The sequence below is a fragment of the Paraburkholderia sp. genome (genome assembly GCF_035948235.1).
Lineage (GTDB): Bacteria > Pseudomonadota > Gammaproteobacteria > Burkholderiales > Burkholderiaceae > Paraburkholderia.
This window is the reverse complement of the sequence record NZ_DASZJJ010000180.1, coordinates 15,198-29,945: the sequence shown is the minus strand read 5'-3', so window position 1 is coordinate 29,945 and position 14,748 is coordinate 15,198. Positions and strand designations below refer to the sequence as shown.

Annotated in this window: 13 protein-coding genes; 9 read left to right on the top strand and 4 right to left on the bottom strand. The window is 65.1% G+C overall.

From position 1 onward, the window contains the following. The first annotated feature begins 33 nt into the window (after window positions 1-33). Window positions 34-1,395, top strand: a complete 1,362-nt coding sequence (locus VG320_RS15610) for a sigma-54 dependent transcriptional regulator (protein WP_327200990.1) — start codon at window positions 34-36, stop codon at window positions 1,393-1,395. A gap of 62 nt (window positions 1,396-1,457) precedes the next feature. Here the strand turns inward: VG320_RS15610 and VG320_RS15605 are convergent, their stop codons facing one another. Next, the gene (locus tag VG320_RS15605; protein ID WP_327200989.1) at window positions 1,458-1,988 is read right to left on the bottom strand and encodes a TlpA disulfide reductase family protein; all 531 of its coding nucleotides are present in this window, start codon (window positions 1,986-1,988) and stop codon (window positions 1,458-1,460) included. 385 nt (window positions 1,989-2,373) lie between these two features. Here VG320_RS15605 and VG320_RS15600 point away from each other — a divergent pair, with 385 nt between their 5' ends. Then, complete coding sequence (locus VG320_RS15600; RefSeq protein ID WP_327200988.1) at window positions 2,374-2,793, top strand: hypothetical protein; 420 nt, start codon at window positions 2,374-2,376, stop codon at window positions 2,791-2,793. A 505-nt stretch (window positions 2,794-3,298) separates the two neighbouring features. Here the strand turns inward: VG320_RS15600 and VG320_RS15595 are convergent. Further along, entirely contained in the window at window positions 3,299-4,840 is a 1,542-nt protein-coding gene (locus VG320_RS15595) for a YifB family Mg chelatase-like AAA ATPase (RefSeq protein WP_327200987.1), read from the bottom strand. Window positions 4,841-5,000: 160 nt separating this feature from the next. Then, window positions 5,001-5,270, bottom strand: coding sequence for an accessory factor UbiK family protein (locus VG320_RS15590; RefSeq protein ID WP_327200986.1), 270 nt, complete (start codon window positions 5,268-5,270; stop codon window positions 5,001-5,003). Window positions 5,271-5,874: 604 nt separating this feature from the next. Between VG320_RS15590 and VG320_RS15585 the strand changes: the two genes are divergently transcribed. The 7 genes from VG320_RS15585 (at window position 5,875) to ptsP (ending at window position 13,880) form a co-directional block, all read left to right on the top strand. Continuing rightward, window positions 5,875-6,213, top strand: coding sequence for a P-II family nitrogen regulator (locus VG320_RS15585; protein ID WP_103702493.1), 339 nt, complete (start codon window positions 5,875-5,877; stop codon window positions 6,211-6,213). A gap of 79 nt (window positions 6,214-6,292) precedes the next feature. Continuing rightward, window positions 6,293-7,795 (top strand): ammonium transporter, encoded by a 1,503-nt coding sequence (locus VG320_RS15580; protein WP_327200985.1) that lies wholly within the window; start codon window positions 6,293-6,295, stop codon window positions 7,793-7,795. Window positions 7,796-8,188: 393 nt separating this feature from the next. Next, on the top strand, window positions 8,189-9,478 hold the full coding sequence (gene gshA / locus VG320_RS15575; RefSeq protein WP_327200984.1) for a glutamate--cysteine ligase: 1,290 nt from the start codon (window positions 8,189-8,191) through the stop codon (window positions 9,476-9,478). A 117-nt stretch (window positions 9,479-9,595) separates the two neighbouring features. Continuing rightward, window positions 9,596-10,549, top strand: a complete 954-nt coding sequence (gshB, locus tag VG320_RS15570; protein ID WP_327200983.1) for a glutathione synthase — start codon at window positions 9,596-9,598, stop codon at window positions 10,547-10,549. A 379-nt stretch (window positions 10,550-10,928) separates the two neighbouring features. Continuing rightward, window positions 10,929-11,519 (top strand): PTS sugar transporter subunit IIB, encoded by a 591-nt coding sequence (locus tag VG320_RS15565; protein ID WP_327200982.1) that lies wholly within the window; start codon window positions 10,929-10,931, stop codon window positions 11,517-11,519. A 147-nt stretch (window positions 11,520-11,666) separates the two neighbouring features. Next, on the top strand, window positions 11,667-11,936 hold the full coding sequence (locus VG320_RS15560; protein ID WP_167067247.1) for an HPr family phosphocarrier protein: 270 nt from the start codon (window positions 11,667-11,669) through the stop codon (window positions 11,934-11,936). 204 nt (window positions 11,937-12,140) lie between these two features. Further along, window positions 12,141-13,880 (top strand): phosphoenolpyruvate--protein phosphotransferase, encoded by a 1,740-nt coding sequence (gene ptsP, locus VG320_RS15555; RefSeq protein WP_327200981.1) that lies wholly within the window; start codon window positions 12,141-12,143, stop codon window positions 13,878-13,880. Window positions 13,881-13,937: 57 nt separating this feature from the next. Here ptsP and VG320_RS15550 read toward each other — a convergent pair whose 3' ends face one another. Next, window positions 13,938-14,693 carry a molybdopterin-synthase adenylyltransferase MoeB gene (locus VG320_RS15550; RefSeq protein WP_327201026.1) on the bottom strand — a complete coding sequence of 252 codons (756 nt, stop codon included), beginning with the start codon at window positions 14,691-14,693 and terminating at the stop codon, window positions 13,938-13,940. Window positions 14,694-14,748 lie beyond the last annotated feature (55 nt).

The following is a 14,748-nucleotide window of genomic DNA, read 5'->3' as shown; positions in this document are numbered from 1 at the left end:
CGGCACCAGAAACAACAAGGAAGACAAACGAACATGGTCAGTTCAACGCCCGGCCGGGTGCTCTATATCGAGGATGACGAACTGGTGCGTCGCGCCGGCGTGCAGAGCTTGCAACTCGCCGGCTTCGAAGCCACCGGCTACGCCAATGCCGAAGCCGCGTTGCCGCTCGTCGATGCGGGCTTTCCGGGCATCGTGGTGAGCGATATCCGCCTGCCGGGCATGAGCGGGCTGGACCTGCTCGCGCAGTGTCACGAGCGCGCGCCGGATGTGCCGGTGATCCTCGTGACCGGCCACGGTGATATCTCGATGGCGGTGCAGGCGATGCGCGACGGCGCTTACGACTTCATCGAAAAGCCCTTTGCTTCGGAGCGGCTGATCGAGACCGTGCGCCGGGCGCTGGAGCGCCGCACGCTGATGCTCGAAAACCTTGCGCTGCGCCGCGAACTGGCGGGGCAGAACACGCTCGCGCCGCGCATCATCGGCAAGAGCCCGGCGATCGAGCAGGTGCGCCGCCTGATCGCGAACGTGGCGCCCACGGATGCGTCCGTGCTCATCAACGGCGACACGGGCGCGGGCAAAGAACTGATCGCGCGCAGTCTGCACGAGCTGTCGCCGCGCCGCGACAAGCCTTTCGTGGCGGTGAACTGCGGCGCGCTGCCCGAGCCGATGTTCGAATCGGAGATGTTCGGCTACGAGCAGGGCGCTTTCACGGGCGCGGCCAAACGGCGGATCGGCAAGCTCGAACATGCGGCGGGCGGCACGCTCTTTCTCGACGAGATCGAGAGCATGCCGCTCGCGCTTCAGGTGAAGCTGCTGCGTGTGCTGCAGGACGGTGTGCTGGAGCGGCTGGGTTCGAACCAGCCGGTGCGCGTCGATCTGCGCGTGGTTGCGGCGGCCAAGGGCGACATGAATGAACACGTCGCGGCGGGGACGTTCCGGCGCGACCTGCTGTATCGGCTGAATGTGGTGACGATTGCGCTGCCGCCGCTGGGCGAGCGTCGCGAGGACATCGTGCCGCTGTTCGAGCATTTTCTGCTGGACGCGGCGGTACGCTACCAGCGGCCCGCGCCGCTGCTGACCGAGCGCGACCGCATGCGCCTCGCGCAGCGCGACTGGCCTGGCAATGTGCGCGAGCTGCGCAACGCGGCGGATCGTTATGTACTAGGGATTCCCGACGATGTCGCGCCGCCCTCGCAGGCCGGCGCCGACGATGCCTTGCCGCTCAAGGAGCGCGTCGAGCAGTACGAGCGCGCGCTGATCGCCGATGCGCTGCAGCAGACGCACGGCGCAGTCGCCCAGGCTGCCGAGCGCCTGCAGATGGCCAAGGCCACGCTGTACGAGAAGATCCGGCGTTACGGGCTGGTTGCGCGTCAGGAGAGCGACACGCGCGGGTGAGGGCGGCTAAAAAGCAAAACGGCAGCGAAATTCGCTGCCGTTTTTTATTTGGGTGCGTGCGCTTACGTCGACAGCGCTTTCTTCAGCAGTTGGTCGAGTTCCGCGAACTGCGGCTCGCCGACGTAGCGCTTGAGGATCTTGCCGTTGCGATCGACCACGAAGGTCGTGGGCGTGAGCTGCACGTTGCCGAACTGCTTCGCCGCCGATCCATCGTCCATCGCCACCTTGAAGGGCAACTGACGCGTCTGTGCGTAGTTGGCGACGTACATCGGCGCATCGTAGTTCATCGCCACGGCGACGAATTCCAGGCCATCACCCTTGAAGCGGTTATAGGTCTGGATCATCTGCGGCATTTCCTGCATGCAGGTGGCGCAGCTCGTCGCCCAGAAGTTGATCAGATAGACCTTGCCCTTGAGGTCGGCGGTGGAGACCTTCTGGCCCGACAGCAGCGTGAAGGTCGCGTCGGGCACGCGCTGCTGGCTGCCGAAGAAGGCGAAGTAGCCGGCCACGGCAATAGCGACGACGACGATCGCTGCGGCGATGTTTCGAATGGCGCCGGTGCGCGCTTTCGGGGTGTTCTGCGATGCGGACATGGGTGAAGCCTCAGGCGCCGACGGGCGCGCAACGTTGCTGATCTGGCTGAGCCAGTCTATCTCGCAATGGCTCGGGCGAACATTGTAGCGCCGAATTTCCCGGCATAGCGGTTGCGACGGCACGCGCAGGCGCGCTCGCAGGATAATGGCCGACGCTATTGCGCCCTTTCATTTCACGGTCTGATTTCGCCCTTTTTTTGCCCCAATCACGGATCTCATGTCCAGAGACGCGCTTAATACTGTTCGCTCGCGAATCCTGTCATCGTCCCTACGTCCGCTGGCCGCGAGCGCGCTGTTAGCCGCGGTTTCCAGCGCACTCATCGCCTGCTCGCCGACTTACGACTGGCGCACGATTTCAAACAACGCAAACGGCTACAGCGTCGATATGCCCGCCAAGCCCGGCTCCGACGCGCGCAGCATCGACGTGGACGGCATGCCGATGCAAATGCACATGCAGACCGCCGAAGTGCGCGGCGCGGTCTTCGTGATCGGCACGCTTGATTTGCCCGATGCGCAGCCGGCCACGCAACAGAAGGCGCTGACCTTTCTGCGCGACGGCCTCGCCCGCAATGTCGGCGTGCCGCCCGACGCTCATGGCGTCGCCGTACCGCTCGCGGCCGGCGGCAGCGTGCCGGGCTTCGATATGGAGCTTGCGGGCAAGGCTGGAGCGAACGAAGAAGCGCGCACCATTCACGCCCGTCTCGTCGCGAAGGGAACGCATGCTTACCAGCTCGCAATCGTGGGACGCGAACAGCCCGCGGCCGAACAAGTCGATCAGTTCTTCCAATCGTTCAAACTGTATTGAGGAGAGCCGAGCGTCTGAACGCTAACGCGGCAAATTGCACAGCCTTTTGCGCGTCAAAGTGAAAGTGCTCTCCTGGGTTTACGAGCTATCTGTTGGATTTGATTGAGGGTTTACGGGTTACCCACAGGTGTTGTGGATAACTTTGTGGGTAACACGGCGCCGACGCCCGCAAAAGGCCGTGCTGTGGGCTTTTTGTTAGTTTTGGCGGCTTCTGGTGTTTTTATGAAATGCAGAAGAATCAATGACTTGCGTTTTGAATCGTCGCGAAATGCGAATCGTATCTCAAAAGGCTGCCAATACAACGAAGTGTGCATAAGTCAAGTCTTGACTTCGAATTATTGATCCATCAGACGGATTGAGCGGGCGGCGCGGCGCAGGTTTTTCGCGCACGCTGGCCGGCTAAATGGCTGGATTGACGGCGTAACGAGAGGCGTTCGCGTGACGCGCAACGAGGCATCACGACGTGCGCAGAAGCGGCCCGATTAGTCCGCCCGATTAATCCGCACTACTGATCGCTGAAAGCCCGCCGATACTGCACCGCTTCCGCCACATGCGCGGCCTCGGGCATCGCGGCTCCAGCCAGGTCCGCGATCGTGCGCGCGACCTTGAGCGCGCGATAGTACGCGCGCGCCGACCACCCGAAGCGCTCGCCCGCTTCGCGCAGCAACGCCTCGCCTGCGCTATCCGGGCGGCAGACTTCGTCGGTTTCGCGGCCGCTCAACTCGCGGTTGGTTTTGCGCTGGCGGGCCAGCTGGCGCCTGCGTGCCGCCGCCACGCGCGCGGCAATCAAGGCGCTCGGCTCGCCGGGCGTGGCGGCGCGCGAGGCCAGTTCGGCGGGCGGTAGCGCCGGCAGCTCGATCTGGATGTCGATACGGTCGAGCAGCGGTCCGGACAGCTTGCGCCGATATCGCGCTGCGCCTTCGGGCGTGCAACGGCAGCGCCCCGACGGATCGCCGCGCCAGCCACACGGGCAGGGGTTCATCGCAGCGACGAGTTGGCACGCGGCGGGAAAGTCGGTTTGCCAGGCCGCGCGCGAAATGGTGATCGAGCCGGCTTCCAGCGGCTCGCGCAACGTCTCCAGAACATGCCGGTCGAATTCCGGCAACTCGTCGAGAAACAGGACGCCCAGATGCGCGAGCGTGATTTCGCCGGGTTGCGGAGGGTTGCGCCCGCCGATCAGCGCCGCCGCGCTCGACGAATGATGTGGGGCGCGAAACGGCCGACGCCGCCACTGCTGCGGTGAAAATCCGATCGCGCTGGCCGACAGCAGCGCGGCGCTGGCTAGCGCTTCTTCGTCGCTCATTGGCGGCAGCAGGCCTGGGAGGCGTGCTGCGAGCATCGACTTGCCAGCGCCTGGCGGCCCGACCATCAGTAAATGGTGGCCGCCCGCCGCCGCCACTTCGAGCGCGCGCCGTGCGCCGCGCTGGCCGATTACATCGGCCATGTCGGGAGCGGGCGTCGAGCTTGCCGGATCGAGTGGATAAGCCCGTTCGGGACTCAGGCGCGCATCCTCCGCGCGGGCGAGGTGGCCGCAGAGCGCCCGCAGGTCTGTGACGGCGTAGACGTCCACGCCGGGGACGAGTGCGGCTTCGGCGGCGTTATCGGCGGGCAGGTAGAGCTCGGGCGATGCCGCGTCTGCGCAGGCATGCGCGCGCGCCGTCCCGCAGGCCATCGCAAACGCCCCGCGCATGGGTCGCACGGCCCCGGTGAGCGAAAGCTCGCCCGCGAACTCTCGCGTGGCCGGGAGCGAGGCGGCGGGAATCTGCCCGCTCGCCGCGAGGATGCCCAGCGCGATGGGCAAGTCGAAGCGACCCGACTCCTTCGGCAAATCGGCCGGAGCGAGATTGACCGTGATGCGCCGGACGGGGAAGTCGAAGCCGCAGTTCGAGAGCGCGGCGCGCACGCGCTCGCGGCTCTCGCGGACTTCGAGGTCGGGCAGGCCGACGATGGAAAACGACGGCAGCCCATTAGCGAGGTGAACTTCGACAGTGACTTCAGGCGCGCGGCCAGCAGCCGGCGCGCGGCTTTTCACCACGGCAAGCGACATGGAAATCTCCGAAAGGCGGCGCATGCCTCAAAGCATTGCTGCGGCTTTGCCGCAATTTTCCGCATGCGCCAGGCTGGTGAAGCGCGTGCCCCTTTACGGTTCCATTGCTAAACCGTTACGGCTCGCTTGCCCTATGGAATACGAAGGAAGGTGAAATTAATCAGGACGACTGGCCAGTGGACGGTGCGCTCACTGGCAGTTTCTGTTCGAGTTCGGCCACGCGGCGCTCGAGTTCTTCCAGGCGTTGGCGCGTGCGCACCAGCACCTGCGTCTGCGCGTCGAATTCCTCGCGCGTAACGAGTTCGAGCTTCGAAAAGCCTTGCGAGAGCATGGCGCGCACGTTGCGCTCCACATCGCGCGCCGGCGAGTTCTGCAGGAGTTCGCTGACCTTCGACTGCAGATCGTTAAATACGTCGTTCGGTTGTTTCATTCGGTTTCCCCTTCGCTGCACAAAAAATGTGCAGATTTCGTTTCGACTGTGCCTCGACCCGGATCGTGATCGATCTTGGTGCGAGACCCGCGAAGCCCCTGATGGCCATGTGCGCATCTGGTGCGCGGTGTTCGACCGCGCGCCGCGTGCCAGGCGTGAAGCGCGTCCAGCGTTGCCGGGCCGGCACCGCGTGTGTCCTTCACGGCCCGCCGCGCTTCGTTCTCACGCCTATTCGCGTGCATCTGAAGCGATCCGGTCGTGCCTTGATCCTTGAGAACACTCTAGCAACTCTGGCCTGGCCTCGCTACCGCTCAAGGCCTGCGCTGGCCGTTCGGCCAGGGCCTTGGGCGGCCCGCACGGCGCGGACTTCGACGCGCGGACCGGCATTGTCCACGGGATGCGCGCTTCGTGCATCGAACTTCGTCGCAAGGTCCGCAAGAAAGCCCGTCGATCACGCGTCGATCGAATTGGCACGGGTGTTGCTAATAACCCCCCGCGCACCGAACAACGGCTGGCTCGCGGTGCGTCGGCGGGGCGAGACCCGCACCGCAGGCGCCCGTTGCAGAAGTGAATACGGGATGAAAGCAACCACAGCGAGGACTACATGAAACTGATTACAGCAATCATCAAGCCGTTCAAGCTCGATGAAGCACGCGAGGCTCTTTCGGCCATCGGCGTGTCGGGGATCACGGTCACGGAAGTGAAGGGCTTCGGCCGTCAGAAGGGCCATACCGAGCTGTATCGCGGTGCGGAATACGTCGTCGACTTCCTGCCGAAGGTGAAGATCGAAGCGGCCGTGACCGACGACATCGTCGACCAGGCCATCGAATCGCTCGAACGCGCGGCCCGCACCGGCAAGATCGGCGACGGCAAGATTTTCGTCACGCCGATCGAGCAAGTCATTCGTATCCGTACCGGCGAGACCGGCTCCGACGCCCTGTAACGACAAACAGCGACCAGGGGCCAGATGAGGCGCAAAAGCGCCGACGCTGGCCGACACAAAGAGACAAGAGGAACCCGAGATGCGCAAACTTTTGATGTCCTTGCTGATGGCCGGCTCGCTGCTGGCCGGCGGCATCGGCGCCGCACTGGCGGACGATGCGTCCGCCCCCGCCGCGGCATCCGCACCCGACGCATCGGCCGCAGCCATGGCCTCCGCGCCTGCCGCCGATGCGGCATCGGCGCCGGCCGCCGCAGCTTCGGCACCGGCAGCAGCCGCAGCCAGCGCACCGGCTGACGCGTCGGCCGCCGCCGCCGCGGCAGCAGCACCGGCCGCACCGACCGCGCCGTTCTCGGTCGATTCGTCGAAGATCAATTCGGGCGACACCGCGTGGATGCTGACCTCCACGGCACTCGTCCTGTTCATGACGATTCCGGGCCTCGCGCTCTTCTACGGCGGCATGGTCCGCAAGAAGAACGTGCTCGCGACGCTCATGCAGAGCTTCGCCATCACCTGCGTGGTCACGGTGATCTGGACGGTGGTGGGCTACAGCCTCGCGTTCACGCCGGGCAACTCGTTCATCGGCGGCTTCTCGCGCGTTTTCCTTGAAGGCATGAACTACATCAAGGGCGACAAGGCGACCACGCTGACCGTGAGCCACCTGGCCACGACGATTCCGGAGACCGTGTACTTCGTCTATCAGATGACGTTCGCGATCATCACGCCGGCGCTCATCACGGGTGCGTTCGCTGACCGCATGAAGTTCTCGGCGATGCTGGTGTTCATGTCGCTCTGGTCGATCATCGTCTACTCGCCGATCGCCCACATGGTGTGGGAGCCGACCGGCTGGCTGGCAAGCGCAGGCATCCTCGACTTCGCAGGCGGCACGGTGGTGCACATCAACGCCGGTATCGCCGGTCTGGTTTGCTGCCTCGTGCTCGGCAAGCGCGTCGGTTATGGCCGCGAAGTCATGGCTCCGCACAACCTGGTTCTGACGCTGATCGGCGCGGCCATGCTGTGGGTGGGCTGGTTCGGCTTCAACGCAGGTTCGGCCGTGGCGGCTGACGGCCGTGCCGGTTTCGCGATGCTCACGACGCAGATCGCCACGGCATGCGCGGCGCTCGGCTGGATGTTCGCGGAGTGGATTGCCAAGGGCAAGCCGTCGGTGCTGGGTATCGCTTCGGGCGCGGTCGCGGGTCTGGTTGCTGTGACGCCGGCTTCGGGTTTCGTCGGCGTGATGGGCGCGATCGTGATCGGCGTGGTGGCAGGCGTGGTCTGCTTCTGGTCGGCTACGTGGCTCAAGCACAAGTTCGGCTATGACGATTCGCTCGACGCCTTCGGCGTGCATGGCATCGGCGGCATCATCGGCGCGATCCTGACGGGTGTGTTCGCGGTGCACGACATCGGCGGCGCCGACGGCAACGTGATCCTGCAGGTCAAGGGCGTGCTCACGACCCTGATCTACAGCGGCGTGGTCAGCTTCATCCTGCTGAAGGTGATCGACATGGTCATGGGCCTGCGCGTGACGGAAGAAGAAGAACGCGAAGGTCTCGACGTGATCCTGCATGGCGAGCGCGTCGAATAAATGCATGAAATTGCACGGGGTGGCAGTGTCGTACCGCAGTAAGCAGTGGCAGTAGCAGTACTGGAGCACAGCGACTTGGGCCCGCCTTCATGGCGGGCCCTTTCTTTTTTCGGGCGTGCGGTTTGCAGAGGGAATAAGGCGCGGATTCGAGCGTTACTCCGTTGACCCTTCAATTCGTGCGGCCCCATTGCGTGTAATGGGGCGCGCGGTTCAGAATGGATATTCGATGTGGATAACGGGGGCAGTTCCGCGCGCAACGGGGTGGAGCAGCGCTGGATCGGCAAGTAACCCTATGGAACGTAAGGGAAAACATCTTGTAATGGGCGCAATCGTCCCCAGTTAAGCTCCCGGTTTTCCTACAATCAACTAGCTTTTGTCCGCGAGTAATACCTTATGGTCCCGCATCTGGTTACGGCGTTGAATGGTCCGCTCCTTGAGCTGGAGCAGCGCATCCTCGACGCGACGCCGGCCATCGAGCGCTGGTTCCGCCTCGAATGGCAGGAACACACGCCGCCGTTTTACGCGTCGGTGGACCTGCGCAACGCGGGCTTCAAGCTCGCGCCGGTCGACACCAACCTTTTTCCTGGCGCCTTCCATTGTCTGCCGATGGAAGTGCTGCCGCTTGCCGTGCAGGCCGCCATGGCCGCCGTCGAGAAGATCTGCCCGGACGCCAAGAATCTGCTCGTGATCCCCGAGCAGCACACGCGCAACGCCTTCTATCTGGAAAACGTCGCGCGCCTGGCGACCATCATGCGTCAGGCGGGTCTGAACGTGCGCTTCGGCACCTTCGACGAGAACATCGCCGGGCCGGTCACGATCTCGCTGGCGGACGGCCAGAAGATCGTGCTCGAACCGCTGGAGCGCTCGCAGCGCCGCCTGGGGCTGAAGAACTTCGACCCGTGTTCGATTCTTCTGAACAACGATCTGTCGGGCGGCATTCCGCCGGTGCTCGAAAACCTGCACGAGCAATACCTGCTGCCGCCGCTGCACGCAGCCTGGGCGGTGCGCCGCAAGTCGACGCACTTCTCCTGCTATGACGACGTGGCGAAGAAGTTCGCCAAGATGGTCGGCGTTGATCCGTGGATGATCAACCCGTACTTCGCGCACGTGGAAAACGTCGATTTCGAGGCGCGCACGGGCGAGGAGCAACTGGCCACGTCGATCGACGCGGTACTCAAGAAGATCGCCAAGAAGTACCGCGAGTACGGCATCACCGAAAAGCCCTACGTGGTCATCAAGTCCGACGCCGGCACCGACGGGCGCGGCGTGATGACGGTGCACGACGCCTCCGAGGTCGCCGCACTCACCAAGCGCGAACGTGCGAAGATGTCGGCCACGAAGGACGGGCTGGAAGTGCGCGACGTCATCGTGCAGGAAGGCGTGTACACGTTCGAGCACATCGGCGAGGAAGTGGCCGAGCCGGTCGTCTACATGATCGACCGCTACGTGGTGGGAGGCTTCTACCGCGCGCACGGTAGCCGCGAGCGCGACCAGAACCTGAACGCGCCGGGCATGCACTTCGTGCCGCTGGGCTTCGAGCACACGGCGCTGCCCGATACGCGCGCCAAGCCCGGCGCCGCGCCGCCGAACCGCTTCTACATGTACGGCGTGGTGGCGCGTCTGGGGCTGCTGGCGGCGTCGGTGGAGCTGGAAAAGACCGACCCCGAGGCGATCCAGGTTTAAGGGTTCAAGGCCCGGTCACTGCGATAACAACCTCTGCTGCGCCCGCCCCGAGCGGGCGCAGCCGTCATCAAGGCCGGAAAATATCCGGCACAACATCCAATTTGCTGCAGGGACGACATGGACATTCTCTTCATCGCCGATCCGCTCGAGCGGTTCAAGATCTACAAGGATTCGACCTACGCGATGATGGCCGAGGCCGCAAAGCGCGGCCACACGCTCTACGCCTGCGAGCCGCAGCACCTCGCCTGGGTGAACGGCCAGGTCGAAGCCGATGTGCGGCGCTTCGAGATCGTCGGCGATACGGCGGACCTGCATCGCCAGACGTGGTTCAAGGACACGCCCGATTCGCGCGCGCTGACCGGTTTCGACGCCGTCATCATGCGCAAGGACCCGCCCTTCGACATGGAGTACGTCACCTCGACGTGGCTGCTGGAGATCGCCGAGCGCGCGGGCGCGAAGATCTTCAACAAGCCGCAGGCGATCCGCGATCACTCGGAAAAGCTCGCCATCGGCGAGTTTGCGCAGTTTGTCGCGCCCACGCTCGTCACGCGCGACGCCGCGCGCCTGCGCAAATTCCACGAAGAGCATCAGGACGTGATCCTCAAGCCGCTCGACGGCATGGGCGGCATGGGCGTGTTCCGCGTCAAGGCGGACGGTATGAACCTCGGCTCGATCATCGAGATGCTGAGCCACGACGGCGCGCGCAGCGTGATGGCGCAGAAGTTCATCCCCGAGATCAAGGCGGGCGACAAGCGCATTCTGCTGATCGGCGGCGAACCGGTGCCGTATTCGCTCGCGCGCATTCCGCAGGGCAACGAGGTGCGCGGCAATCTGGCCGCGGGCGGTCTGGGCGTGGCGCAGCCGCTCACCGCGCGCGACATGGAGATTGCAAAGACGCTGGGGCCGAAGCTGGTCGAGCGCGGGCTGCTGCTGGTGGGGCTCGATGCGATCGGCGACTGGCTCACCGAGGTCAACGTGACGAGCCCGACGTGTTTCCGCGAGATCATGGAGCAGACCGGCTTCGACGTGGCGGCGATGTTCATCGACGCGCTGGAGCGCGCGGCGGCGTGAGAAAACGCCTATAAATCGTTTGAGGAGTCCCTCGAAACGCGGCAGCGGGGCGCTTGATTCCCGCGGCCGCGCCGGCATCTTCTAGCTGCGGATGCGCGCTTGCGTGCTGCGAGGCACAAAACCTGCGCATTCGTAGGTGGAAACTGGAAGCGAGCCGCGAGCAAAACCGCATGGTCGACACGAAAATGACCCTGCTACAATGCCGCGACCCGCACCTGGATTTTGCGCTGCGACGCCATAAACGCCGCGACAACGCAAAACCCGGCGCATGTTCCGACCCTGATGGCCCACGGCTGGCCGCAGGTCGGCGCTGTCGGACGCGATCGTCGAAGATCGGCCCAAGGCATCAACCGAAGCCGTTATTTGTAGTCACGCTGACATGGCAGGGATTCTGATCATCGCTCACGCACCGCTCGCTACTGCGCTGCGCGAATGTATTGCCCACATCTATGGCGGTTGTCCGGCGCGCATCGGCGCGCTCGACGTGCTGCCCGACAGCGACCCCGCCGTGGTCGTCGCTCAGGCGAACTCCGAAATCGAGCGCCTGCGCGAGGAAAACGGGGCGCTCGTGCTGACCGACATGTTCGGCGCCACGCCTTCTAATATCGCCGCGCGTCTGGCCACGGTGCCTCAGGTGCGCGTGCTGGCGGGCGTCAATCTGCCGATGCTGGTGCGCGCGGTCTGCTACCGGGCCACGCCGCTCGACACGCTGGTGGAAAAGGCGCTGGCGGGCGCGAGCAAGGGCGTCCAGCCGATCGGCCCGAGCACGCCGGCCCAGATCAACGATTGCGGCTGCGCGCCCACGCCCTGCGCCGAAGCGGCTTCCGAAGCCGTGGCCAAGGCGGCGGTGAGCGCCGCTGCCGCGAGTAGTGCGGCCAAAACCGCGGCGAGCGCCACCAATGCTTCGAGCAATGCCGGCGCGCCGTCGGTAGCGCCGGCGCTGGCGTTCAAGCCTGCCGGCACAGCCTGAGCTGGAACGACCCGGCTTGGGCGCATTTCATTCTGCAAGCCCCCGGCGCACGCCCACGCGCGTGCCCGGACGCCCAGCGTGCGCGTCTTGCGCGCGCGACGCACAATCCCACTGCATCACTTCCACACACAGCGCCTGGATCGACCTATGCTGCAACAAGAAACGACCATCGTGAACAAACTCGGCCTGCATGCGCGGGCGTCGGCGAAGCTGACGCAACTGGCGGGCAACTATCAGTCGGAAATCTGGATGAGCCGCAATGGCCGCCGGATCAACGCCAAGAGCATCATGGGCGTGATGATGCTGGCGGCGGGCATCGGCAGCACGGTGCTGATCGAAACCGAGGGCCCGGACGAGTCCGATGCGATGAGCGCGCTGCTCAAGCTGATCGCCGACAAATTCGGCGAAGGCCAGTAAGCAGCCCCAGGCATCTCGCGTCCGTTCCGGCGGGCGAGACGACCCGTTTCATCCGACGCCGCGTCTTGACGCGGCGTTTTCGTTGCCGGAACACGATGACCCCACAGAACATCCGGGCGCTGCGGAATTTATAATAAGAGGCGGGGTCAGAGAGAGCGCATTGCAGCGGTTTGCCGCGGCATCACATAACCAGAGGAGGTGCGCGTGCCGTTCACGCTGCATGGAATTCCCGTATCACGCGGTATCGCCATCGGGCGGGCGTATCTGATCGCGCCGGCCGCGCTCGACGTCGACCACTATCTGGTGGAACTCGCGCAGATCGAAGACGAAATCGAGCGCTTCCGGGCCGCGCTCAAGCTCGTCGAGCAGGAGCTCGACACGCTGCGCGCCGACCTCGCCGCCGACGCGCCCAGCGAAATGGGCGCGTTCATCAGCGTCCACCTCATGATCCTGAACGACGTGATGCTCGTGCAGGAGACCATCGACCTCATCCGCACGCGCCGCTTCAACGTGGAGTGGGCGCTCACCGAGCAGCTCGAACGCCTTTCGAAGCACTTCGACGATGTCGAGGACGAATACCTGCGCGAGCGCAAGGCCGACATCGAGCAGGTCGTCGAACGCGTGCTCAAGGCGCTCGCGGGCGCCTCGCCGCCCGCGCTGCACGGCAGTTGCGACGAAATGATCGTGGTGGCCCACGACATCGCGCCCGCCGACATGCTGCAGTTCAAGGGCCAGACGTTTCAGGGCTTCGTCACCGATCTGGGCGGGCGCACCTCGCATACGGCGATCGTCGCGCGCAGCCTGGGCATTCCGGCGGCGGTGGGCGTGCAGCAGGCGAGCGCGCTGATCCGTCAGGACGATCTCATCATCGTCGATGGCGATCACGGCGTGGTGATCGTCGATCCCGCGCCCATCGTGCTGGAGGAGTACACCTACCGGCAAAGCGAGATGGCGCTTGAGCGGCGCAAGCTCCAGCGCCTGAAGTTCTCGCCCACGCAGACGCTGTGCGGCGCGAAGATCCAGCTCTGCGCGAACATCGAACTGCCCGACGACGCGCAGGCCGCGCTCGATTCAGGCGCGACCGGCGTGGGCCTGTTCCGCACCGAGTTCCTGTTCATGAACCACAAGCATCACTTGCCGGAAGAGGACGAGCAGTTCGAGGCCTACAAGCGTGCGGCGCAGTTGATGAACGGGCTGCCCGTGACGATCCGCACTATCGACGTGGGCGCGGACAAGCCGCTCGACGCCATGAGCGCGAGCGACGGCTACGAGACCGCGGCCAACCCGGCGCTGGGCCTGCGTGCGATCCGCTGGAGCCTGTCCGAGCCGCAGATGTTCCTCACGCAGTTGCGCGCGATCCTGCGCGCTTCGGCGCTCGGCACGATCAAGATCCTGATTCCGATGCTCGCGCACGCGCAGCAGATCGACCAGACGCTCGATCTGATCCGCGAGGCCAAGCGCCAGCTCGACGATGCCGGCCTTGCCTACGATCCGAACGTGCAGGTGGGTGCGATGATCGAGATCCCGGCAGCGGCGCTGGCCTTGCCAATGTTCCTGCGGCGTCTGGATTTCCTGTCGATCGGCACCAACGACCTGATCCAGTACACGCTCGCGATCGACCGCGCCGACAACGCCGTGGCCGATCTCTACGATCCGCTGCATCCGGCCGTGCTGCAGCTCATCTCGCACACGCTGCGCGAGGCGAAGCGCGCGGGTGTGCCGGTGTCGGTGTGCGGCGAGATGGCGGGCGACCCGCAGCTCACGCGTCTGCTGCTGGGCATGGGACTCACCGAGTTCTCGATGCATCCTAGCCAGTTGCTGGTGGTGAAGCAGGAGATCCTGCGCTCGCAGTTGAAGGCGCTGGAAAAGCCGGTGGCCGATGTGCTGGCGGCCTACGAGCCCGAAGAACTGGAGGCGGCGCTGGGTCGTCTGGCGATGGCCTGAGCCAGCGGGGCGCAGACGCGTCGCGATGTAGAAAAGCCCCGGCATGCCGGGGCTTTTTTATGCGTGCCGTTCGCCGCAGACGGGGCAGTCGGGCTGGCGCGCGATGCGCATCGTGTTCCATTCCATGCGCAGCGAGTCGAGCATCATCAGTCGCCCGACCAGCGGCGTGCCGATGCCGCCGATCACGCGCAGCGCCTCGGCCGCCTGCATCGCGCCGATGATGCCCACCGTTGGCGCGAACACGCCCATGGTCGAGCACGCGACTTCCTCGAACGGCTGATCTTCCGGGAACACGCAGGCGTAGCAGGGCGAGGTCTCGTCGCGGAAATCGAAAGTGCTGATCTGGCCGTCGAAGCGTAGCGCCGCGCCCGACACCAGCGGCACGCCATGCTTCACGCAGGCGCGGTTGATGGCGTGGCGCGTGGCGAAGTTATCGGTGCAGTCGAGCACGACGCTCGCGCGCGGCACCTGTTCGTCGAGCCAGGCGTCGTCGATGCGCGCCTGCACGGCGTTCACCTTCACCTCGGGATTCAGGCGCGCGATGGCGTCGCGACCCGACTCGACCTTGGCGCGGCCAACCGATGCCGTCTCGTGCATGATCTGCCGCTGCAGATTGGTGAGATCGACCGTGTCGTTATCGACGAGGGTGAGCGTGCCCACGCCCGAGGCCGCCAGATACATGGCCGCCGGCGAGCCCAGGCCGCCCGCGCCGATCACGAGCGCGTGTGCGTCGAGAAAGCGCTGCTGCGCCTCGATGCCGATCTCGTCGACGAGGATATGGCGGGAATAGCGGAGGAGTTGGTCGTCGTTCATCGCGTAGCGCACGGTGCTGGCGCTGCGATCGGGCCGGAAGGCCACGACGCGCGCC

What these genes read in the sequence shown, in the direction of transcription:
- VG320_RS15595 (WP_327200987.1), bottom strand. Translation starts at nt 4,840, where the DNA reads ATGTCGCTTGCCGTGGTGAAAAGCCGCGCGCCGGCTGCTGGCCGCGCG.
- VG320_RS15550 (WP_327201026.1), bottom strand. Translation starts at nt 14,693, where the DNA reads ATGAACGACGACCAACTCCTCCGCTATTCCCGCCATATCCTCGTCGAC.
- VG320_RS15585 (WP_103702493.1), top strand. Translation starts at nt 5,875, where the DNA reads ATGAAACTGATTACAGCAATCATCAAGCCGTTCAAGCTCGATGAAGCA.
- VG320_RS15560 (WP_167067247.1), top strand. Translation starts at nt 11,667, where the DNA reads ATGCTGCAACAAGAAACGACCATCGTGAACAAACTCGGCCTGCATGCG.
- VG320_RS15580 (WP_327200985.1), top strand. Translation starts at nt 6,293, where the DNA reads ATGCGCAAACTTTTGATGTCCTTGCTGATGGCCGGCTCGCTGCTGGCC.
- VG320_RS15600 (WP_327200988.1), top strand. Translation starts at nt 2,374, where the DNA reads ATGCCCGCCAAGCCCGGCTCCGACGCGCGCAGCATCGACGTGGACGGC.
- VG320_RS15605 (WP_327200989.1), bottom strand. Translation starts at nt 1,988, where the DNA reads ATGTCCGCATCGCAGAACACCCCGAAAGCGCGCACCGGCGCCATTCGA.
- gshB (WP_327200983.1), top strand. Translation starts at nt 9,596, where the DNA reads ATGGACATTCTCTTCATCGCCGATCCGCTCGAGCGGTTCAAGATCTAC.
- VG320_RS15590 (WP_327200986.1), bottom strand. Translation starts at nt 5,270, where the DNA reads ATGAAACAACCGAACGACGTATTTAACGATCTGCAGTCGAAGGTCAGC.
- gshA (WP_327200984.1), top strand. Translation starts at nt 8,189, where the DNA reads ATGGTCCCGCATCTGGTTACGGCGTTGAATGGTCCGCTCCTTGAGCTG.
- VG320_RS15610 (WP_327200990.1), top strand. Translation starts at nt 34, where the DNA reads ATGGTCAGTTCAACGCCCGGCCGGGTGCTCTATATCGAGGATGACGAA.
- VG320_RS15565 (WP_327200982.1), top strand. Translation starts at nt 10,929, where the DNA reads ATGGCAGGGATTCTGATCATCGCTCACGCACCGCTCGCTACTGCGCTG.